Source organism: Bradyrhizobium tropiciagri, from assembly GCF_018130505.1.
GTDB classification, from domain to species: domain Bacteria; phylum Pseudomonadota; class Alphaproteobacteria; order Rhizobiales; family Xanthobacteraceae; genus Bradyrhizobium; species Bradyrhizobium tropiciagri_B.
The window spans coordinates 69,245-90,256 of record NZ_JAFCKH010000018.1; the positions used below are offsets into that span (position 1 = coordinate 69,245).

Genomic DNA, 21,012 nt, shown 5'->3' on the forward strand with positions numbered 1-21,012 from the left:
GGTCGTGATCCAATGGCAATCTCCACATGGGACAAAAATCAGACCCCACCGGCTTTGATCAAATCTTTGTCCTCGGTCTAGAACCCGATGGGACACCGCGCGGCGCTCGATTCAACGTCCTGAAAGACAACATCGTCTCCGCGGCCATGGACATGAATTGTCGTGTCCTGATCCGACAGCCCGCTGAGGTGAGCGCGGTAGCCAGCAAACTGCCTCTCGGGCACGTGCTCGGTACCGGAAAAGTGGTGACGTTATTCATCCCGAGAATTGAATCCAGTCTTTACCGTCAGGTTTTGGAAGCCGCGCGGATTGCTAGAATTCACGAAGAAGCTAGATTCGCGGCTGCTATTTTGAAGACCGTGCATTGAGTTTTTTCGACCGACAATCGGCAGAAAATCTGATTTGGTAGGGCCCCAGCAGCTACAACCGATTGCTAATGCTGCGACAAGTATTAGCAGGCGTACGAGCGACGGCGATGGGTCTGATCGTTGATAGCTCGCTGAAATGTAAGTCATCCGCTCCTTGGCGATGCCCGCAGATTGCCCCAAGCTGCGCGCCTTTTCGGCTTGGACTAATAGCGCGGCGGCTAGACTGCCCGCTCCTAGCATCGGAGCGGGCTCTCTTTTGTTGTCGTCCCACTGAAAACGCCACAGCGAAACCGCCTTTTAGCCTAACCCGCCGATTGAAGGCAGAGCTCCAAGGACCGCTGATTTCCGGCGTGGGAATTCACGAACGAGTTTACCATCGACCAACCCGCCACCTTTTCCTTCTGCATCGATTACTCGCGCTTCGCGAGCCGTCATACCTTGCTCCACCACAAGCGGGTTGCTGTTGTAAGATCCCCATTGCTTGTGAAATGGTGCGACACCATAGCGGCGGCAGTCGGCGATAACATCGCGGACCCATTGCGGCCTCATCGTACGAGCACCCACACCGCTTTCGCCCCCAGATATCAACCAATCCGGCAAAAGTCCGTCGGGCGGCAACCGCACCGGTCCAAGAGCCGGCTCGTAAGATATGAACCGCACGACCGCGGGCACTTTCTTTAGGCGCTTCCACCGGAAATCAAACCGCGCCTGGTCTTCGGCCGTGGTTCCGAGCCACACGTTAGAATACCCATCGCTCCAATCGGCAGGGAGCATCTTTACTATATTCTCCGGTCTTTTCGTGAGCACCAGCCAATCCAATGCTGCGCATCTGCGGATTAACGCGAACAAGTCACTGCGCCACGATGAATCGACCTGGTTGTCAAAGACGTCGGCGAGTGAAGCGCAAAACACCCGAGGTCGGCGGCCGTTTTCCTTTCGAAATGTGCGGGCTTGCACGTTCCATTGGATAGGCTTTCTCCAATTTTGTTCTGACGTTCGTTTGCGCTCGCCGTGTGCGCCCCACTGCACCTTTTTATAGCGGTGATCCATCATGGCCTCGGCATAGCAATTGTCACAGCCCGGCGACACTTTTTGACAGCCGATCCACGGATTGAACGTATGGTCGCACCATTCTATTCTAGAGTTTTCACCCATCAGGAATCTCCAAAGGTTCAGAGCATCGCTCTGCCCGAAACAACGGTCCCGGTGGAATCCTTTACAAGTTTGTGTTTCCACTATTGGCGATGGCTAAACGCACCTGATGCCGCGAGCCGACCACGGCCTCTCGGACGGCATCCCATGGTGGCGTTGCAGAGATCACTTTGGCCAGCCTTGCCGTTCTCACTCAAAGGTCACGAGAATCGTGACCTTCCCGTGAACCGACCGTGATTTACGGGCCGGGAATTCGAAAGCCGGCTTTCTGCTAGCCACTCAACGATAGCTGCGGCTCGATTATCGCCTGAGACAAATTTCCATCGAGAACCGCGATCACCGTGGCGGCGCTGGCATCCCCTACCCCATTTCTGGCAGACGGCAGAGTATCCAGGGCCCACCGCGTCACACGCTGCGCGGATTTTACGAGTTCTGTGATCAGCGATGGCGCAGCGTTGCTGGCTGAGCCGTTGTTAAGCCGCCTTCATGCCACGCAGCTTTCTTCGTCGGCGCTCGGCAATACGACGGAAGCTACTTGTCCTCCTTTGGGGCCCCAACGTGTCATGCACACTCAAGGCCGCGCGCTTGGCAGCTCTGAGCAGCTTTGCACCATCACCACCAGCTACCGCGAGCCGGTCCAGATGAAGGTGCTTCATCGCGTGGAAAAGGACGATCCGATCCCCGTGCCGGAGGGCCGATTTACCGTGCTTAAACCGTCGGAGGACTACGCCGTCCGCGTCGGTAATCGGCCGACCTCGTTTATCTTCCCGATCTCGGACCGATACCCGATAGGTCCTGCAGGGGGATTTTAAAACGTAGCCCAAATGTCGCGGCAGCCGCCCTTGCTTAATTTTGCGCGTGTGGGTGGCATCCAAACCATCGGCTATCGCGGTATAGCGGCCCGCCTTCGTGAGTTTTCGGAGGCGCTTTTTCAACTCCTTGCTCGTGACACCCCATACCAGAGCATGCAGGTGCCAGAACAAGCAGCGCTTCCCGTTATACCGAACCCCTTGCTGCAGATTAACGTAGTAGGCTGGCTCGACCATGCCGAAATAAGAGAATTCCCGTAGGCCATATCTGAGCCGGTTCTTTACGAATTGCAGGTCAGCTTCTGTCAGATGGTGCCCCGGCGACCGGGCGCAGGTGACATCCATGAGAGACACGAAATAGACATTACGGTTGTGCGCAGTCCCGTCCCCACCGTCACATAGGAAGCGCGACAGTTCGTTGCTGATGGCCCGCCCCCAGATCCGACGAGAGAAGGAATTTACGGCCAGCAGATCATATCGAAATCTTCCCGTTGGCAGTTCTCGATCACCACGCGATAGGGTGTGACTTTTGCGAGATTCCTGAAAAGCACGGCGCAGAGCTAGTTGCTCCCGTGACTGCCAATACTCGATCCTGGTATTATCATAGAACGTCATGCCCAACTCCGGTGCGGTGCCGGAGACGTTTTACAAGTTGGCGCGTCACGCAGATTTGGCCGTAGGCGGTCTAAATAACCCAGTTGGAGGCTGTAGAACGTCTGTTGGTTCATTGGTGTGTTCAAGCAGCAATGCACAAGCGGGAAGCTATAGGATGCCATTGTTAAGCCTGCACTGTTTTGTCCTAGGACCAAAAAGGCGAGACTTTCCCGGCTAGGCCAGGCAATCCGCTCCACTTGTATTGAGTGCGTCAAAACACAACCATGAAACGTGAGACGGGTTCGCTTAGAGCGAACCCGTCTCTTGTTTTCAGTCTTCCCAGTCGCTCGCCGCTTCGGAAGGCTTCTCGTCGGACACGGACCTCTTCAGTTTAATGATCTTTTTGATTTCGATTGTTGGTGGCTCGCCAGCTCTTGTTCGAAAATAGCCAATGAGCTTTATCCTGCTCCTGTCAGCAAGGCGATCCAACTTCGATCCCAATTTCGGCGAAAAACCAACTTGAATTCGCCTGCCGAAGTTGACCGCCTTCCTCTCGGACTTACTAGCATCTACTCTCTCGTCGGCCTCATCCGGTTCGTCGTCGGCGTCACGCTCGCTCGATGCTTGATCTTCTTCCCCAAGTTTCTTAGCTCGCTTGCCTCTTCGTGGCTGGTCTTGAGCAGCGAGTCTCGCGAGCTTTTCGACACCGCCGTGCTCTCGGATAGTGTCAGGAATATCCTCCAGGGTCGCGCCGAGCTCTTCCACGAGAAACCGCAGGGCGCGAGCCCTCTTCCAAGCCTTCTTCCTAGCTGCTTCGGACTTCGCGTCGGTGATGAAGATTAGAGCGGCGTAGACGGTGTCATTTGTTCGACCAACCTTTTCTTGAAAACGAGTCTTGAGGATCTCGTCAGCTTCCACAGCCAATGCGATCGCCATTGCTCCGGCCATCAATTGGTGCAGGGACTCGCGATATCCGTCTTTTATCGTTCGGTACCGCTCCTGCAGCTGATCGAGAGTGCCAAGAAGATCGCTGTCTGAACGTGGTTTTATTGCTAGGTGTTGGCCCATAGGCTCACGTCTCCTTACTTGGTGTAAGCAAAACGCCGGCCGGCACTTTCGTCGTTCGCGCAGCTGAGATGCTACTCGATTGATTTGAATCCCAGATCGGAATCGCTTTTTGACGCGCCTAGCGCATGATCGCGCTGCCACGAATGGAGCAATAGGCGCATCAAAGGTCTAACAAGGAGTCCGGGATTGGACCGGTACCCCTGCTTCGTCCGATTTCCGACCATTGAGCAATTTCGATGCGAGGGCAAAGCCCGGCATCGGCTTTTTTGATATAGACCCCCCAAGATCGTGCGTCAATCACAATTTTATGGGGTATGCTGGGGTATGAGAACTGCGAACCCGCCGCGTCTTTTGACCGCACAGGAGTGCGCAATCCTGTTGTTGCGTCTCATAGAGTTGAGAAATCAGGAAAGTACGCCGACTAGCCGCATACGTCTTTCAGATCTCTCGTTGCGTAGACTATGGGGGCGTCATCGCTTGGACAGAGAATTCGTCGAGGAAGTTCAGGAGTGGTTGTTTCGTGGCGGGTGGACGATCTTCTTTGCGGGCTCCACGTATGCAGCCATCAAGACCTCCGCGGTGTTAAATTGGTCCCGCCTATCCTCAAAGAGACTATTTGAGGAGGTCGGCGTTGACGACCTCAGGTTTATTCAGAACGGAGATTTTGATTTTGCCAAGCACGCGCGACTCCTTGTGAGTGACACGGATATCTATGATAGCGACTGATCCAGCATACGTGATGGCGCGCCAAATAGATTGAACCAAGCGCGTACTTGACCTATACTTTTCCAACACACGGTTATCCGGTGTTACGTAGGTTCTTCTCCCACTCAGTCTTCGGACGAGTCACGTGAAACAATCGCCGCTGGTAATGGCGACTGAGCACGTAAGATGGAGTCGAGTTTCGAGAACATACCGTCAGACGCGCCTCTCCGCCTATCGATTGCAGCCAAATTGGCCTTTCCCGACGGTTCGATGACGGCATCGGGCTTGCGGCGTGAGGGCAAGCGCGGTCGACTGGAGATTGTGCGCGTTGCTGGCAAACAGTACACCTCCTTGGAAGCGATAAAGAGAATGATCGAACTGTGTCGCGAGCCAGCGACGGAGGTCGCTTGTGGTAACCGAAGGGGAGACATCGAGGCAGCAGAGGTGCCGCATAAGCGTTCTGAAACATTGATGGCGACAGCCATGTCGCCACAGGATGCTCTCCGGGCTCGTCTGCGACAAAGCCTCTTACAAGACCAAAAGAAGTCCTAGCGATCTGAGAGATCCATTTTTCGTCTATCAACAAGAACTGGAAAAGATGTCAAACATCAGCAAGGGACCTCGCCTCTGGAAGCGCCCCGCCGAGCCGGGACGCCAAGCGCTATGGGTCGTCAAAGACAAAGGTAAGCGCATCTCCACGGGATGCGCTGCCAAACCATCTGAGGCCCATCCGCCAGAAGCGGCAGAGCAATTTCTCGCCAACTACATTGCGGCAAAGTACGCTCCTGAGCGTAAGTTGAAGGACGTGGATCGTATTCTTCTGGCCGATGTTTTGTTGATCTATCACACCGATCGCCGAGATCAATTCGAAGAGAAGCTCCAGCAACGTCGTTTTGATGCCTCCATCGGCCGCCTCAACGAATACCTCGGCAACTACAAGCTTAGCGAGATGTCTCAAGCTCTAACGGACGGCTATGTGAAGCATCGAGGTGGTCCTGGCGGAGCGCGCCGAGACCTTGAGAATCTGAGGGCCGCAATCAATCATCATGCTAAGCAAAATCTTCACCGCGCGGTCGTCACGGTGTCGCTTCCGCCCAAGGGTCAGGCGCGAGATAGATGGCTGGAGCGGAGTGAGGCGGCTAGATTACTGTGGGCAGCCTGGCGGCACCGCGAGGAGCAGACCATCCATCGTGGCAAAAACAAAGGAATCAAGATCAAGACCGGCAAGCACACGCTTCGCCATCTTGCTCGCTTTGTTCTGATCGGCCTGTATACCGGCACGCGCGCTGCCGCAATTGCGGCTGCCTCGCCGAAACGCGAGGAAGGTCGCGCATACGTCGATCTGAGAGCCGGGATCTACTACAGGCTTGCCCGCGGGAAGCGCGCCACTACCAAGCGGCAGCCGCCTGCCCCACTTCCTGATCGCCTCCTGGCTCACATGCGCCGATGGGTGGACAAGAAGATCATCACGACGTGCTTCGTGGAGTGGAACGGGAAGCCCATCAAGTCGGTGAAAAACGCCTTTGCCCGGGCGGTGGAGGTCGCCGGGCTAGACCTCACCGACGGCAACGTGACAGCACATACTTTGCGTCACACAGCCGCAACTTGGCTAATGCAGCGCGGCGTAGATCCGTGGGAGGCCGCAGGATATTTGGGCATGTCAGTCAAGGTGCTGATCGAAACCTATGGCCACCACCATCCTAACCATATGCGTGGCGCTGCCGATGCAATCACCAGAAAAGGCCGAACGCCTTCTGTTCTCGTTCTCCGGTCCGCGGACCGCTCGCGGACCGGTTGACCGTGAACAAACGCGAATTTTGCGAATGAACGCTCTCGAAAAGTATCGATAAATCAAACCCGTCAAGCGCAACCAGACCGCTCATAACGGTCTGGTTGCAGGTTCGAGTCCTGCCGGGCCCACCAGCCGCATGACGGTTCCTCACTTTCACTTCGATCGTCCCGGATCGCCGTTACCCGACAACACCTGCGCGGCGCCACCGACGCCGCGGCGGAAGGCTTCATCGAAGGTTACGCCGCGAAACTGCCATTTGTAGTCCTTGCCGTGCCACGCCATCCGGTACTGCGTGGTCCAGCCGAGATCGTCGTCGTTCCAGACGAGACGGCCGAGCAGCGCGACCTCGCCGCCCTCAGGCGCGACAAGCGGTGCCAGTTTTGCGGGTGATGCCTTGCCGAGTTCGGCCGCGGTGAGATGCGCGGTCGTCAGCGCCGCCGCGCTCGGCAGCACGACGCGCATGCCGCGCTTGTGGGCCGCGGCCGCGAGCGCATCGCGTTGCAGGTCCGACTGCGCGCCATCCGCCGTGACGATGAAATCCTTGTTCCCCTGCTGCATCTCGATGAAGACGCCAAGCACCGGCCGCTGCGCGCGCCACGGCTTGAGGCCGAGTTCGCCGAGGACGCGGTCGATCTTGCTGGCGTCGAAATCCACCGTCAGGTCGTAGGGCCGGTCGCGGGTGCCCTGCTCGTCGCGATGCGGCTTGCCGGCGAACTGGTCGTGATAACTGAAATTACCGACGAGCTCTTTCGCCTTCGATTTGTACGTCGCCAGTCGTTTGTCGCTCGCGAGGGCCGGCTGGCCGGAGACCTTGATCAGCACGTCCTCCAGGCAGGCGCCGAAGCCGATCAGGCGATTGGGCTCGCCCTGACCGGTGACGACGGTCTGCGCGCGGTAGAGGTCATCGGCCGCGGCTGCCATCGCGCCGCTGCAACACACCAGCGTTGCGGCAAGCAGCGCCCTGAAGGCGCCGCGCGCGAGGCCGCCGATCAGCGTTCGTCTCGTCTCCAGCAATTCCGCCATGATTACCTCCGCGCTGCCGCGCCTTGTTCCGGCATGGGCGCCATCCCGCGGGCCGCATCATCATTTGTGGTCACCGGCGGCCCGCCTGGCATATGCTCAGGACATCCCCAGCGGCGCGGGATGCGCCGCTCGTGACAACAGCCGTTCGCAGGAGACGTCCCTTGAAGTGCTATGAGTTGCAGGGTCCTGAAGGCGTTGACGCACTGGCGCTGGTCGACAAGCCGGTGCCGCAGGCCGGCCCCGGCGAGGTGCTGGTGCGGCTGACGGCGGCGACGCTGAACTATCGCGATTTGCTCACCGTCAAGGGCGGCTACGGCTCGCGCCAGAAGTTTCCGCTGGTGCCGGTGTCCGACGGCGCCGGCGTGGTCGAGGCGGTCGGTGCCGGCGTGAGGAATTTCGCCGCCGGTGATCGCGTGATCGGCAGCTTCTTCGAGAGCTGGATCGGCGGCGAGCCGAGCGAGACGCGGATGCGCGCCGCGCTCGGCGGCAGTGTCGACGGCGTGCTGTCGGAGTACCGGGTGTTTCCCGCCCACGCGCTGGTGCGCACGCCCGGCCATCTGACCGACATCGAGGCGGCCGCGCTGCCTTGCGCCGGCGTCACCGCCTGGAGCGCGGTGGTCAAGCTCGGCAATGTGAGGCCGGGCCAGACGGTGCTGACGCAGGGCACCGGCGGCGTCTCGCTGTTCGCGCTGCAATTCGCGAAGATGTGCGGCGCGCGCGTCATCGCGACATCGTCGAGCGACGCCAAGATCGCGCGGCTGAAGCAGCTCGGCGCCGACGTGACGCTGAACTACAAGACCACGCCCGACTGGGGCAAGAAGGCGCGCGAACTGACCGGGCGCGGCGTCGATCTGGTCGTCGAGGTCGGCGGCGTCGGCACGCTGAACGAGTCGATCCGCGCGACGAGAATTGGCGGCACCATCGCCTTCATCGGCGTGCTCGCCGGTCCCGCTGCATCCGACACGCGGCTGCCGCTGATGGTGATGCAGCAGCAGCGGCTGCAGGGCGTCACCGTCGGTTCGATCGAGGATCTGCAGGCGCTGTGCGACGGCATCGCCATGCACGGCGTCAAGCCGGTGATCGACAAGGTGTTCGCGTTCGGCGAGGTCAAGGACGCGTTCGCGCACATGGCGAGCGGCGCGCATTTCGGCAAGGTGGCCATCGCGATCGGATGACGTGCCTGACATCAATACTTACAGTCCCGTGAACTGCGCCTTGCGCTTCTCGACGAAGGCCTTGCGGCCTTCCTGCGCGTCCGCGCTGGTGCGGATCACCGACTGCACCTCGAGCTCGCGGCGGAACTGGGCTTCATAGCTGGCATGCTCGCTTTCTTCGAGCAGTTGCCGTGTCGCGACCAGCGCCCGGGTCGGGCCGTCGCCGAGGCGATGTGCCAGCGCCCTGGCCTCGTCGAGCAGCCTCGCGTCGTCGACGACATCGCGCACCAGCCCCCACTCTTTGGCCCGCTCGGCCGACAGCGGCTCGTTCAGCAGCATCAGCTCGAGCGCACGCTGGCGGCCGATCAGGCGCGGCAGCAGCCAGGTCGAGCCGAGATCGGGCACCAGCGCGATCCGGCTGAACACCTGGACGAAGCTCGCCGAGCGCGCAGCGAGGATGATGTCGCCTGATATCGCGAGACTGAAGCCGCCACCGGCCGCGACGCCGTTAACGGCAACGACGACCGGCACGCGGCACTCCCGCAGCGCCTGCATGGCAGGCCAATAATGCTGCATGACACCGGCATAGAGATTGTCGCCGAGCGCGCCAGCCGCCTTGAGATTCTGCCCCGAGCAGAAGCCGCGGCCCTCCCCGGTCAGGACCAGCGCGCGGATGCCGGGGTCATTGGTCATCTCGCCGATCGCCAGCGCGAGATCGCCGAGCAACTCCGGTGTCATCGCGTTCAGGCTGGCCGGATCGTTGAGGCTGAGGATGCCGACCTTGCCGTCACGTTCACGCTTCACTCCGGTCATTTTCCTCTCCCCGGAATAGGCTTGTTGTTGCACTGACTGTGCCATGCTTGGCATGCTACGCCAACGTTCCCCACCCGCAACAACAACGGCGAAAGCAACGCCAGAAAGCAGTCCATGTCCGACCAGTTCTCCAACTCGCAAGTGATCCGCAAGCCGGCCGTCAGTTCCAAGGGCGGCATCGTCGCCGCGCAGTCGCGCAAGGCGGCCGAGGTCGGCGCGGAAGTGCTGGCCGCCGGCGGCGATTGCGTCGACGCCGTGATCGCAACCACCTTTGCACTCGGCGTGGTGGAACCGTGGATGAGCGGCGCCGGCGGCGGCGGCGCCATGGTGCTGTATCGCGCCCGCGAGAACCGCGTCGAGGTGATCGACTACGGCATGCGCGCGCCGGACAGCCTGCGCGTCGAGGACTACCCGCTGAGCCCGAGCGGCGTTGCCTCCGACATCTTCCCGTGGGCGCGGGTCAAGGACGACCGCAATCTGCACGGCCCCGGCTCGATCGCAGTGCCCGGCGTGGTCGCCGGCATGGAGGAGGCGCATCGCCGCCACGCCAAACTGCCGTGGAAGGAGTTGCTGGCGCCGAGCGTCAAGCTCGCCGGCGAAGGTCTGTTGGTCGACTGGTGGACCACCGCGATGATCTCGAGCTCCGCGGCCGATCTGCGGCGCTATCCCGCGAGCGCCGCGGCGTATTTGCAGGACGGCCTGCCGCCGAATGCGCAATGGGGCGTCAAGTCGGTCGTGCGCATGCCGCAGGACAAGCTCAAGGAGACGATGGCGCAGCTCGCCGCGGCGGGCGCGCGCGACTTCTATGAGGGTGACCTCGCCCGCAGCATCGCCGACGATATCCAGGCCGCGGGCGGCGCGCTGTCGGTGCGTGATCTCGCCGCGTTCCGCGCCCATCTGCGCGAGCCGCTGGCGATCCCCTATCGTGGCGGCACCGTCTATGCGACGCCGGAACTGACCGCGGGCCCGACCATGGCGCGCACGCTCGGCCTGCTGCAGAAGGCGTTCGCGCCCGCGCGCGGCGGCCCGGACGCAGCCGCCTATACCGCCTATGTCGAGGCGCTGCAGGCGGCTTATCGCGAGCGGCTGCAGGGCATGGGCGATGCCGACGGCCGCCGTTCGCTCGGCGCGGAAGCGATCGCGCCCGCCTGCACCACGCATTTCTCCGCAGTCGACCGCGACGGCAACATGGCCGCGGTGACGCAGACGCTGCTGTCGACCTTCGGCTCGAAATTCGTGACGCCGAGCACCGGGCTCACCATGAACAACGGCATCATGTGGTTCGACCCGACGCAGGGCAATCCGAACTCGCTCGCCGCCGGCAAGCGCTGCCTGACCAACTACACGCCGGTGGTGGCGCAGGCCGCCGATGGCCGCCGGGTGGCAGTCGGAGCATCGGGCGGCCGCCGCATCCTGCCCGCGGTGTCGCAGTTGCTCTCCTTCGTGATGGATTTCGGCATGGACCTCGACGCCGCGATCCATCAGCCGCGGATCGACGCCAGCGAGGGCGCCGTCGTGATCGGTGACGTTCGCCTTCCCGCCGCGGCGCGCGACGCACTGCGCGGGCGCTACGACTATGAGGAGGCGCGGATCCAGAACCTGCCGATGAAGTTCGCCTGCCCGAGCGTCGTGCTGCGCAGCGGCGACACCAACAGCGGCGCCACCGAGCCGTTCCAGCCGTGGAGCGATGCGGTGGCCGAGGCGTAAGCGGTCACTTCAGGCATAACAACAACATCTCCGGGGAGACGTCATGAGCTACGACCACATCACATGCGACGTTGACGGCTCCCTGATGATCCTGACGCTCAACCGTCCGGACAAGCTCAATGCCTATACCGGCACGATGGGCGCGGAGATCGCCGACGCTTTCCAGCGCGCCGATACCGACGACAATGTCCGCGCCGTGATCGTCACCGGCGCGGGGCGCGCGTTCTGCGCCGGCGCCGACGTTTCCGGCGGCGCCAAGAGTTTTGATACATCCGGCAGTCATGGCGCCGGTGTGTTTGCAAGCGCCGGCCAGCGCAGCGGCCGCTTCGTCGAGGCGATCTTCAATTGCCGGAAGCCTTCGATCGCGGCGATCAACGGCGCCGCGGTCGGTGTCGGCATCACCATGACGCTGCCGATGGACGTGCGCATCGCGGCAAGGGGCGCCAAGATCGGCTTTATCTTTGCGCGCCGCGGCCTGGTGCCGGAAGCCGGCAGCGCCTGGTTCCTGCCAAAACTCGTCGGGCTGCCGCAGGCGCTGCGCTGGTCCCTCTCCGGCCGCACCTTCGATGCCGACGAGGCGCTCAAGGGCGGTCTCGTCGCCGACGTGGTCGAGCCTGCCGACCTGCTCGATCGCGCGCGGCAGATCGCCGAGGAGATGACCGCGGAGACCTCCGCGGTGTCGGTCGCGTTGACGCGCCAGCTACTGTGGCGCTTTGCCGGCGCGCCGGATCCGTTCGAACTGCTCGCGATCGACAAGCCGATGTCGATCGAGCGCGGCGGCCACGCGGATGTCCGCGAAGGCGTGCAGTCCTTCATCGAAAAGCGCAAGCCGGCCTTTCCCGGCAAGGTGTCGCAGGACATGCCGAGCCAGTATCCGTGGTGGCGACCGGCGGAATAGCGTGACGGCGGCGGGGTGAGGTCCATCCATCGTCGTCCTGGCGAAAGCCAGGACCGATAACTACCGCGTTTGATTGTAGACGGGATTATCGCCGCAGCGCTGCGCAATCACGAACAGCCGGGGTAATGGGTCCTGGCTTTCGCCAGGACGACAGCGAAAATGAGGTAATTAGACGCAATGACACGCCACACGCACCGCCGTCGTCCCGGCGAAGGCCGGGACCCATAACCACAGCGTTGCGTTGTTGAGGAAGGCCGAGGCCCCAGCGTCGCGCCATAACTTACATTCGTGGTTATGGGTCCCGGCCTTCGCCGGGACGACACTAGTTGCTGGTCCGCTATCGCATCAAACTGACAACCCCATCACCACTTCCTCGATCCGGATCGGAAACCGGCGCACCCGGACGCCCGTTGCGTGCCAGACGGCGTTGGCGACGGCGCCGGCGCTGCCGGTGATGCCGATCTCGCCGACGCCCTTGATGCCGAGTGGATTGACGTGCGGATCGTGCTCGTCGACGGTGATGACGTCCATCGGCGGCACGTCAGCATTCACCGGCACATGGTACTCGGCGAGGTTGGCGTTCAGGATGCGGCCTGAACGATGGTCCATCACCGCCTCCTCGTGCAGCGCGAACGAGATGCCCCAGATCATGCCGCCATAGAGCTGGCTCTGCACCAGCAGCGGGTTGATGATGCGGCCCGCGGCGAACGCGCCGACCATCCGCGTGACACGGATCTGGCCGAGTTCCGGATCGACCTTCACTTCGGCGAACACCGCGCCGTGCGAATGCATCGCGTATTGCGATTGCGCCGCGGGATCGGCCGCGCCGGTGCCGGTGGCATCGATCTCGGCCACGCCGGCGCGCGCCAGGATGTCGGCGTAGCTCTCGCTGCGCGCATCGTCGTCGCGGCGATGCAGCCGGCCGGCCCGCGCGATCACGCCGGCATTGCCGGCGCCGTAGAGCGGCGAGCGCTCATTGGAGGTCGCGAACTCGGCGAGCTTCGCGATCACCGCCGCGCCGGCGTTGTGGATCGCGGCGCCGACGGTCGCGGTGTGCGCCGAGCCGCCGGCTATGCCGGCATCGGGCAGGTCCGAGGTGCCGGACCGGAACGCGACCTGGTCGAGATCGAGGCCAAGGGCGTCGGCCGAGATCTGCGCCAGCGCGGTCCAGGCACCCTGCCCCATGTCATGCGCGCCGGTCTCCATCGCGCCGGAGCCGTCGACACGGATCACCGCACGCGCATTGCCCTGGAACATCAGCGCCGGGAAGGTCGCGGTGCCCATGCCCCAGCCGACCAGAAAGCCGTTCTCGTCGCGCATCTGCTTCGGCGCCAGCGGACGCCGCGCCCAGCCGAAGCGTTCGGCGGCCCTGGCGTAGCACTGCCGCAGCGCCTTCGATGAGAACGGCTTGCCGGTGGTCGGCTCGACCTCGGCGTAGTTCTTCAGCCGGAACTCGAGCGGATCGATGCCGCAGGCGAACGCGGCCTCGTCGATCGCGCTCTCCAGCGCGATCGAGCCGGTGGCCTCACCCGGCGCACGCATGAACAGCGGCGTGCCGGTGTCGACGCGCACCGCCTCATGCGCGGTGCGGATCGCGGGCGATGCGTAGAGCGTGTGCGAGGCGTCGGCGGCGGGCTCGTAGAAATCGTCGAAGCTCGACGTCGTGACGCGCGCCTCGTGATCGATCGCGGTCAGCATGCCGGCCTCGTCAGTGCCGATGCGGATGCGCTGCCGGGTCTGCGGACGATGGCCGACCGGGCCATACATCTGGCTGCGGCGCAGCACCAGCTTGACCGGACGCCCGACCAGTCTCGCTGCCATGACACCGAGCACCTGCGGGCCCGACACCAGTCCCTTGGAGCCGAAACCGCCGCCGAGGAACGGGCTGTTGATGTGGATGTTGCCGGGCGGAATGCCGAACAGCCCGGCGATCCGCATCTGTGCCATCGCCATGCCCTGGCTCGGCGTGTCGATGAACAGACGGTCGCCGTCCCACACCGCGACGATCGCGTGCGGCTCCATCGCATTGTGATACTGCGCCGGGGTCTCGTAGGTCGCATCGGTCAGCTTCGACGCCGCGGCAAGGCCGGCATCGATGTCGCCGTGCCGGACTTCGGCCGGGTTGCCGATCCCGACCACCGGCGGCGCATAGGGCTCGCCGGCGTCAAGGCCGACGCGCGCGATCTCGACCTGGTAGCGCGGCGACAGCAGCGCCGCGCCTTCGGTCGCCGCCTCCAGCGTCTCGGCGATCACGACCGCGATCGCCTGGTTGGCGTAGCGCACCTCGTCGCTCTGCAGCAGCTCCATCTTGAAGGCGAACGGATTGCCCTTGGCGTCCGGATCCTCCGCCAATTCCGGCTTATGCGCCGGCGTCATCACGTCGACGACACCGGGATGGCGCTTTGCGGCGGCGACGTCGAGCGACTTGACGCGGCCGCGCGCGACGCAGCTGGTCGCGATCACGGCATAGAGCATGCCGGGCGGATGGTTGTCGGCGGCATAGCGCGCCTTGCCGGTCACCTTCAGCACGCCGTCGGTGCGGGTGCGCGGCTGGCCGATATTCGAGCCGTGCCGGAGATGGGCGGGGTCGCGGGATAGACTGATCTCAAGCGTCATACGTCACGCTCCTGCTGGCGAAGAGAAGGGAGAGGCCGGCAGCGCGGCAATGCGCGCCGGCGTGCCTTGCGCGGCAAGGCTGAGCGCGCGCGCGACGATGCGCTGCGCGAGCTCGATCTTGAAGGCGTTGTCGCCGGAGGGCTTTGCGCCGGCGAGCGCGGCGCGCGCCGCGTCGCGATAGATCAACGCATCGAGCGGCGCGCCCGCCAGCATTTGCTCGGCCTCGCGCGCCCGCCACGGTTTGGCCGCGACGCCGCCGAGCGCCAGCCGCGCCTCGCGGATGGTGCCGTCCTCGATGCGCAGGTGAGCCGCGGCGGAGACCACCGCAAACGCATAGGACGTGCGCTCGCGCACCTTGATGTAGCGCGCATGCGCGGCGAAGCTTTGCGCCGCGGCCGGCAGGCGCAGCGCGACGATCAGGTCGCCTCGTTCCAGCTCGGTCTCGCGCTCCGGCGTCTCGCCCGGCAGGCGATGCAGCGCCTCCAGCGGCAACTCGCGCCGGCCGCCCTTGCCCTCGATCTCGACCACGGCATCAAGCGCAACCAGCGGCACGCAGAAGTCGGACGGATGGGTCGCGATGCAACCGTCGCTCCAGCCGAGCACGGCATGCAGGCGGTTCTCGCCCTGCAGCGCGTCGCAGCCGGCGCCCGGCCAGCGCTTGTTGCAGGCACTGCCGGCGTCGTAGAAGTACGCGCAGCGCGTCCGCTGCATCAGATTGCCGCCGACGGTCGCGGCATTGCGCAGCTGCGCTGATGCGCCCGACAGCAGCGCCTCGGCGACCGCCGGATAGGCGTAGGCAAACTCGGGGTCATGTGCGAGGTCGGCGTTGCGCACCAGCGCGCCGATCCGCAACCCGCCGTCGGCGAGCCGCTCGACGCGGTCGAGCCCGGGCAGGTGCGTGACGTCGACGAGACGGCTCGGCCGGCTGACGCCCCCCTTCATCAAATCGAGCAGGTTAGTGCCGGACGCAAGATAGGCCGCGCCCTTTTCGGAGGCCGCCGCGATCGCATCCGCGACGCTGGCCGGCCTGACATAATCGAAGTTCATCATGCGGAGCGCCTCCGGCTAGTAGCAGTCATGTTGTCTTGCGCCTCGAGCACGGCCTTGGTGATCCCGGCGTACGCGCCGCAGCGGCAGAGATTGCCGCTCATGCATTCGCGCACCCGCTCGGGATCGTTGCCGGCCTGGCCTTCCTCGATCAGGCCGATCGCGCTCATCACCTGGCCCGGGGTGCAGAAGCCGCACTGGAAGCCGTCATGGGCGATGAAGGCGGCCTGCACCGGATGCAGCTCGTCGCCCTGCGCGACGCCTTCGATGGTCAGGATCTCGGCACCGTCATGGCTGACGGCGAGCGCGAGGCAGGAATTGATGCGGCGACCGTCGACCAGGATGGTGCAGGCGCCGCATTGGCCGCGGTCGCAGCCCTTCTTGGTGCCGGTGAGGTCGAGCCGCTCGCGCAAGAGGTCGAGCAGCGTGACGCGGGGGTCGTCGAGCGCAATGTCCCGCCGGACGCCGTTGATGGTGAGGGTAATTGGGAGATTCATGCAGGGCTCCGATCCGTGTATGGTCGGTTGAATCGAGGCAACGCGATCCCGTGGCCGCCGATCGTTAGGATCGGCGCGCCTTGTCAGGCCGGATGCTGGTCGCCATATACGGAGGCATCCTCCGGTTAACAAGGGAGGGTGAGAAGAAAAAGGAATGGCCGGTCGATCAACAGAAATTGTCCGCAAGCCGCGCGCGGATGCAGTGCGCAACCGCGAGCGCGTGCTCGAATCCGCCAAGGCCGTGTTCTCGGCCGGCGGCAGCGAGGCGAGTCTCGAGGCGGTGGCGCGGCACGCCGGCGTCGGCATCGGCACGCTCTATCGCCACTTCCCGACCCGCGAGGCGCTCTATGAAGCGGTCTATCGCCGCGAGGTCGAGCAACTCGGCGATCTGGCCGAGCAACTGGAGGACGCGCCCGAGCCGGTCGAGGCGCTGCGGCGCTGGCTGCGCGCCAATGTCCAGTTCGTCGCGACCAAGAAGGGCATGATCTCGGCGCTGGCGCTGGTCGCACACGGCTCGAGCGAGCTGCACGCCTATTCGTTCGAGCGCCTCACCAAGGCGATCGACACCCTGCTCGCGCGCGCGGTCACAGCCGGCGCAATCCGCGAGGACATCAGCGCCGAGGACGTGCTGCGCGCGCTGATCGGCATGTGCTACATGCACGACCAGCCCGGCTGGCAGGCCACGACGCTGCGGCTGCTGGATGTGTTCGTGGATGGCCTGCGCCTGCGGCCGGCGGATCGCACCGCCGGCGCCAAGCCTGCGAAGAACGCCGGTCGAAAGACAGCGAGCTAACCGCTAGCCCGCATGAGCGCCGCGACATCCGCGCCGGGCTTGCCGCGTTCGCCGGTGACAAACGCGACGATGTTCAAAAGTGCACAGACGGCCGGTTCGGCCTTTGATAAAGCGCGGGAATTGCCAGACTAGGATATACTTTCGATCAGCCCGGCCATCGTGCCGGGCTTTTCGTTGCCATGTCGCCGGCGGCGCGCTGAGTTCAGGGGCGTCCGGTGCGTGGCCGCAGCCATCTCATGATGATCGCAAGCGGCGTTCGCCGGCTGCGCGGCAGGTGGTGCCGTTGCAGCGCGGCTTTTGCGAAGGCCGATGCCTGCGCGCCGGACTGGCGCTTGTCGCGCGCCAGTGACATCCACTCGCGAATGACGTCGCGTCGTATCCTGGACATCTGAAATTCCCTTGATCTGATCACGCCGCCATTTGCATCGGGTGGGCCTGCGACCGCCGCGCCGACAGCGCAGAGCCACATTGATGCACGATGCCCTGCTCGACGACGAAGCCGCGCCGTTCCAGCGAGGCGCGCAGGCCCTGGCTCGCCGCCTCCTTCTGCGCGTCGACCCAGACCACCAGCACGGCGCGGGCGCTGAGGAAATTGGTCAGCCAGTCGAGCGTCGGCTCGAGCGCGAGCAGCGTGCGCCGCCGCCAGTCGACCAGCGCGACGTCGTACTGGCCGGCGGGTCGGCCGCAATTGCCGGTCGACGCCGCGCGCGAGAAGCCGCGCCGGTGCATCTCGAGCATCAGCTCCATGCTCTTCGAGCCGGCCACGACGATGCGCTGCTGCGGCGAGCAGCCGGCCAGCGCGATCATCGGCTCGATAATCCTGTCGCCGGTAGCAAATTGAAGCGAAGACATGATGTCACCCGTTCTCGTTCGCTCGCGTGCCCGGCCGAGCGGCCGGTAATGCGCAGGAGCGCGTGAATTCGGGATCAATATCTTCAGTGCGGGATATGAATTCGAGAGCGCTGCATGCGCCGCGGCATATGCGGCGCATAGGATCGCGGCGGCAACAACTCTGATTGGAGCGATCTTTGAACGATCGCTCGCAGAGTCCGTAGCCCGCATGAGCGGAGCGACATGCGGGGTCGCATTCGAGACCCGGATGTCGCTTCGCTCATCCGGGCTACCTGAAAGCTAGCCAAACCTTTGATCGTAGCGGCTGATCGACAGGTCCTTGGTATCGATCTCCGGCGTCTTGCCCGACAGCATGTCGGCCAGCACGCGGCCCGAGCCGCAGGCCATGGTCCAGCCGAGCGTGCCGTGGCCGGTGTTGAGGTGCAGATTGGCGAAGCGCGTCTTGCCGATCACCGGCGGACCATCCGGCGTCATCGGGCGCAGGCCGCACCAGAAGGTCGCCCGGGCGAGATCGCCGCCGCGCGGAAACAGCTCGGTCAGCGAATGATCCAGCGTGGCGCGCCGCGCCGGATAGAGCTCCTTCGAATAGCCGGAGATCTCCGCGGTGCCGCCGACCCGGATGCGGTCCCCTAACCGCGTGATCGCGACCTTGTAGCTCTCGTCCATCACGGTGGATTCCGGCGCGCTGGACGCGTCCGTGATCGGCACCGTGATCGAATAGCCCTTCACCGGATAGACCGGCAGCGAGATGCCGAGCGGCCGCGCGAGGATCGGCGAGAAGCTGCCGAGCGCCAGCACATACGCATCGGCGGTCATCACGCCGGCGCTGGTCGCGACGCCGGTAATGCGTGTCGCGTCCGCGTTCAATCCATCGATGCCGACATTGAAGTTGAAACGCACGCCGAGCTTCTCGGCTTCCAGCGCCAGCGCCTGGGTGAACATGTGGCAGTCGCCGGTCTCGTCCTGCGGCAAACGAAGCCCGCCGGCGATCTTGTCCTTGACCTGTGCCAGCGCCGGCTCGGCCGCGATGCAGCCGTCGCGATCGAGCACTTCATACGGCACACCGTACTGCTTGAGCACGGCGATATCCTCGCCGGTGCCGTCGAGCTGGGCCTGGTAGCGGAACAGCTGCAGCGTGCCGCGGTCGCGTTCGTCGTAGCGGATGCCGATCTCGGCGCGCAGCGCGCGCAGGCAGTCGCGGCTGTATTCCGCGATCGGGATCATCCGGCTCTTGTTCACCGCGTAGCGCGCCGAGGTGCAGTTGCGCAGCATCTTGAGCAGCCACCACCACATCACCGGATCGAGCTTGGGGCGGATCACCAGCGGGCCGTGCTTCATCAACAGCCACTTCACCGCCTTCACCGGCACGCCGGGACCGGCCCAGGGCGAGGAGTAGCCGGGCGACACCTCGCCGGCATTGGCAAAGGAGGTTTCGAGCGCTGGCTTCGGCTGACGGTCGATCACCGTCACCTCGTGGCCGGCGCGCGCGAGATAATAGGCCGAGGTGACGCCGATCACGCCACTGCCGAGAACAAGGACCTTCACTTTTCCTCACATCCTGCGCCGAAAACGCATTCGCCGCCGCGAAACCACTCTGCTTCGCAGCGGCGACAGCAATGTGTAGAGCTAGCCCTTACAGGGCTAGCAATTATCAGGCCACGCGCTTGATCGCGTCGCCGAGGATCGAGACCATGTCGTCGACATGCTTCTTCTCGACGATCAGGGGCGGCGACACCGCGAGCGAGTCGCCGCTCATGCGCAGGTACAGCCCGTTGTTGAAGCAGTCGACCATGATGTCGTAGCCGCGTGCGGCGACGACACCGCCGCGCGGCGCAACCTCGACCGCGCCCATCAGGCCGATATTGCGGATATCGGTGACGTTCGGCAGACCCTTCAGCGAGTGCAGTCCATCGCGGAAATAATCGGCCATCTGGGCGCCGCGGGTCAGCAGGCTCTCGTCCTTGTAGATGTCGAGCGTCGCAAGGCCGGCGGCGCAGGCTACCGGATGCGCCGAATAGGTGTAGCCGTGGAACAGCTCGATCGCGCCCTCGGGGCCGGTCATCAGTCCGTCATAGATCTGCTGGGTCGCGAACACCGCGCCGCAGGGCACGCTGCCGTTGGTGATGCCCTTGGCGGTCGTCATCATGTCGGGCGTCACGCCGAAGAAATTGGCGGCGAACGGCGTGCCGAGGCGGCCGAAGCCGGTGATGACCTCGTCGAAGATCAGGAGGATGCCGTGCTTGGTGCAGAGCTCGCGCAGACGCTGCAGATAGCCCTTCGGCGGCGGCAGCACCGCGGTCGAACCCGGCACCGGCTCAACGATCACGGCGGCGATGGTGTCGGCGCCATGCAGCGCCACCATCCGCTCGACGTCGTCGGCGAGCTCGGCGCCGTAATCGGGCATGTCCTTGGCGAAGGCGTTGCGGGCGAGATCGTGGGTGTGGCGGATATGGTCGACGCCGGGCAGATGGGTCGCGAACTGGCGACGGTTGGCGACCATGCCGCCGACCGAGAGGCCGCCGAAACCGACGCCATGATAGCCGCGCTCGCGGCCGATCAGGCGGGTGCGGGTCGGCTGGCCGGCGGCGCGATGATACGCCAGCGCGATCTTCAGCGCGGTGTCGACCGATTCAGAGCCGGAATTGGTGAAGAAGATGCGGTCGAGCCCCTTGGGCGCGATCTCGGCGAGCCGCTCGGCGAAATCGAACGCCAGCGGGTGGCCCATGTTGAAGGACGGCGCGAAATCCAGCGTCGAGAGCTGGCGCTCGACGGCAGCCGCGATCTGCGGACGGCCATGGCCGGCATTGACGCACCACAGACCCGCGGAGCCGTCGATCACCTGCCGGCCATCGACCGAGGTGTAGTACATGCCCTTGGCCGAGGAGAACAGCCGCGGCGCCTTCTTGAACTGCCGGTTCGCCGTGAACGGCATCCAGAACGAGTCGGTCTTGATGGTGTTCGGAATCTGATGAACGGTCACGGGGGCGCTCCATTATGGATTTCCTATAGTCGGACCACGCCTCCCCTCACTCAACAAGTCCTTTTCTGTCGCGCTGCAAGCCATTGATCTGATTGAGGCGGTCTGCGATGATTTGTTCGATCCGCAACACCTGCAACAGGGATT

The 21,012-nt window shown here is 63.9% G+C and carries 18 protein-coding genes; 6 read left to right on the forward strand and 12 right to left on the reverse strand.

Annotated features, from left to right (window positions below; all coding sequences use genetic code 11):
* Nucleotides 1–26 precede the first annotated feature (26 nt).
* Nucleotides 27–368, forward strand: coding sequence for a hypothetical protein (locus JQ633_RS33730; RefSeq protein WP_211990137.1), 342 nt, complete (start codon nucleotides 27–29; stop codon nucleotides 366–368).
* Nucleotides 369–665: 297 nt separating this feature from the next.
* On the opposite strand, the gene JQ633_RS33735 is transcribed toward JQ633_RS33730, so the two are convergent.
* The 3 genes from JQ633_RS33735 to JQ633_RS33745 form a co-directional block, all read right to left on the reverse strand.
* Nucleotides 666–1,523 (reverse strand): DUF5131 family protein, encoded by an 858-nt coding sequence (locus JQ633_RS33735; RefSeq protein WP_211990138.1) that lies wholly within the window; start codon nucleotides 1,521–1,523, stop codon nucleotides 666–668.
* 470 nt (nucleotides 1,524–1,993) lie between these two features.
* On the reverse strand, nucleotides 1,994–2,944 hold the full coding sequence (locus JQ633_RS33740; protein WP_211990139.1) for a hypothetical protein: 951 nt from the start codon (nucleotides 2,942–2,944) through the stop codon (nucleotides 1,994–1,996).
* 309 nt (nucleotides 2,945–3,253) lie between these two features.
* Complete coding sequence (locus tag JQ633_RS33745; RefSeq protein ID WP_211990140.1) at nucleotides 3,254–3,991, reverse strand: hypothetical protein; 738 nt, start codon at nucleotides 3,989–3,991, stop codon at nucleotides 3,254–3,256.
* A 1,303-nt stretch (nucleotides 3,992–5,294) separates the two neighbouring features.
* Between JQ633_RS33745 and JQ633_RS33750 the strand changes: the two genes are divergently transcribed.
* On the forward strand, nucleotides 5,295–6,494 hold the full coding sequence (locus JQ633_RS33750; RefSeq protein ID WP_211990141.1) for a site-specific integrase: 1,200 nt from the start codon (nucleotides 5,295–5,297) through the stop codon (nucleotides 6,492–6,494).
* A 147-nt stretch (nucleotides 6,495–6,641) separates the two neighbouring features.
* On the opposite strand, the gene JQ633_RS33755 is transcribed toward JQ633_RS33750, so the two are convergent.
* Nucleotides 6,642–7,511 carry a DUF2066 domain-containing protein gene (locus JQ633_RS33755; RefSeq protein ID WP_211990142.1) on the reverse strand — a complete coding sequence of 290 codons (870 nt, stop codon included), beginning with the start codon at nucleotides 7,509–7,511 and terminating at the stop codon, nucleotides 6,642–6,644.
* Between the two features lie 161 nt (nucleotides 7,512–7,672).
* On the opposite strand from JQ633_RS33755, the gene JQ633_RS33760 reads away from it, so the two are divergent.
* The gene (locus JQ633_RS33760) at nucleotides 7,673–8,686 is read left to right on the forward strand and encodes a zinc-dependent alcohol dehydrogenase family protein (RefSeq protein ID WP_211990143.1); all 1,014 of its coding nucleotides are present in this window, start codon (nucleotides 7,673–7,675) and stop codon (nucleotides 8,684–8,686) included.
* A gap of 18 nt (nucleotides 8,687–8,704) precedes the next feature.
* On the opposite strand, the gene JQ633_RS33765 is transcribed toward JQ633_RS33760, so the two are convergent.
* Nucleotides 8,705–9,478, reverse strand: a complete 774-nt coding sequence (locus JQ633_RS33765; RefSeq protein WP_211990144.1) for an enoyl-CoA hydratase-related protein — start codon at nucleotides 9,476–9,478, stop codon at nucleotides 8,705–8,707.
* A 114-nt stretch (nucleotides 9,479–9,592) separates the two neighbouring features.
* Here JQ633_RS33765 and JQ633_RS33770 point away from each other — a divergent pair, with 114 nt between their 5' ends.
* Together JQ633_RS33770 and JQ633_RS33775 are read left to right on the forward strand one after the other, a co-directional pair.
* Entirely contained in the window at nucleotides 9,593–11,185 is a 1,593-nt protein-coding gene (locus tag JQ633_RS33770) for a gamma-glutamyltransferase family protein (protein ID WP_211990145.1), read from the forward strand.
* A gap of 43 nt (nucleotides 11,186–11,228) precedes the next feature.
* On the forward strand, nucleotides 11,229–12,083 hold the full coding sequence (locus JQ633_RS33775) for an enoyl-CoA hydratase-related protein (RefSeq protein WP_211990146.1): 855 nt from the start codon (nucleotides 11,229–11,231) through the stop codon (nucleotides 12,081–12,083).
* A 345-nt stretch (nucleotides 12,084–12,428) separates the two neighbouring features.
* Here the strand turns inward: JQ633_RS33775 and JQ633_RS33780 are convergent, their stop codons facing one another.
* The 3 genes from JQ633_RS33780 to JQ633_RS33790 are packed head-to-tail and all read right to left on the reverse strand — an operon-like array spanning nucleotide 12,429 to nucleotide 16,243.
* Nucleotides 12,429–14,699, reverse strand: a complete 2,271-nt coding sequence (locus JQ633_RS33780) for a xanthine dehydrogenase family protein molybdopterin-binding subunit (protein ID WP_211990147.1) — start codon at nucleotides 14,697–14,699, stop codon at nucleotides 12,429–12,431.
* 3 nt (nucleotides 14,700–14,702) lie between these two features.
* Nucleotides 14,703–15,749: an FAD binding domain-containing protein gene (locus JQ633_RS33785; protein WP_211990148.1), complete on the reverse strand. Its 1,047-nt coding sequence runs from the start codon at nucleotides 15,747–15,749 to the stop codon at nucleotides 14,703–14,705.
* Nucleotides 15,746–16,243, reverse strand: a complete 498-nt coding sequence (locus JQ633_RS33790; RefSeq protein ID WP_211990149.1) for a (2Fe-2S)-binding protein — start codon at nucleotides 16,241–16,243, stop codon at nucleotides 15,746–15,748. Before JQ633_RS33790 ends, JQ633_RS33785 begins: the two co-directional genes overlap by 4 nt.
* A 154-nt stretch (nucleotides 16,244–16,397) precedes the next feature.
* Between JQ633_RS33790 and JQ633_RS33795 the strand changes: the two genes are divergently transcribed.
* Nucleotides 16,398–17,036: a TetR/AcrR family transcriptional regulator gene (locus tag JQ633_RS33795; protein WP_211990150.1), complete on the forward strand. Its 639-nt coding sequence runs from the start codon at nucleotides 16,398–16,400 to the stop codon at nucleotides 17,034–17,036.
* A gap of 202 nt (nucleotides 17,037–17,238) precedes the next feature.
* Here the strand turns inward: JQ633_RS33795 and JQ633_RS33800 are convergent, their stop codons facing one another.
* The 4 genes from JQ633_RS33800 to JQ633_RS33815 form a co-directional block, all read right to left on the reverse strand.
* Nucleotides 17,239–17,424: a hypothetical protein gene (locus JQ633_RS33800; RefSeq protein WP_211990151.1), complete on the reverse strand. Its 186-nt coding sequence runs from the start codon at nucleotides 17,422–17,424 to the stop codon at nucleotides 17,239–17,241.
* Nucleotides 17,425–17,444: 20 nt separating this feature from the next.
* Nucleotides 17,445–17,888, reverse strand: a complete 444-nt coding sequence (locus JQ633_RS33805) for a hypothetical protein (protein WP_211990152.1) — start codon at nucleotides 17,886–17,888, stop codon at nucleotides 17,445–17,447.
* A 279-nt stretch (nucleotides 17,889–18,167) separates the two neighbouring features.
* Nucleotides 18,168–19,433, reverse strand: coding sequence for a D-amino acid dehydrogenase (locus tag JQ633_RS33810; RefSeq protein ID WP_211990153.1), 1,266 nt, complete (start codon nucleotides 19,431–19,433; stop codon nucleotides 18,168–18,170).
* A 106-nt stretch (nucleotides 19,434–19,539) separates the two neighbouring features.
* A complete protein-coding gene (locus tag JQ633_RS33815; RefSeq protein WP_349631666.1) occupies nucleotides 19,540–20,868 on the reverse strand; it encodes an aspartate aminotransferase family protein in 1,329 nt (442 codons plus the stop codon).
* Nucleotides 20,869–21,012 lie beyond the last annotated feature (144 nt).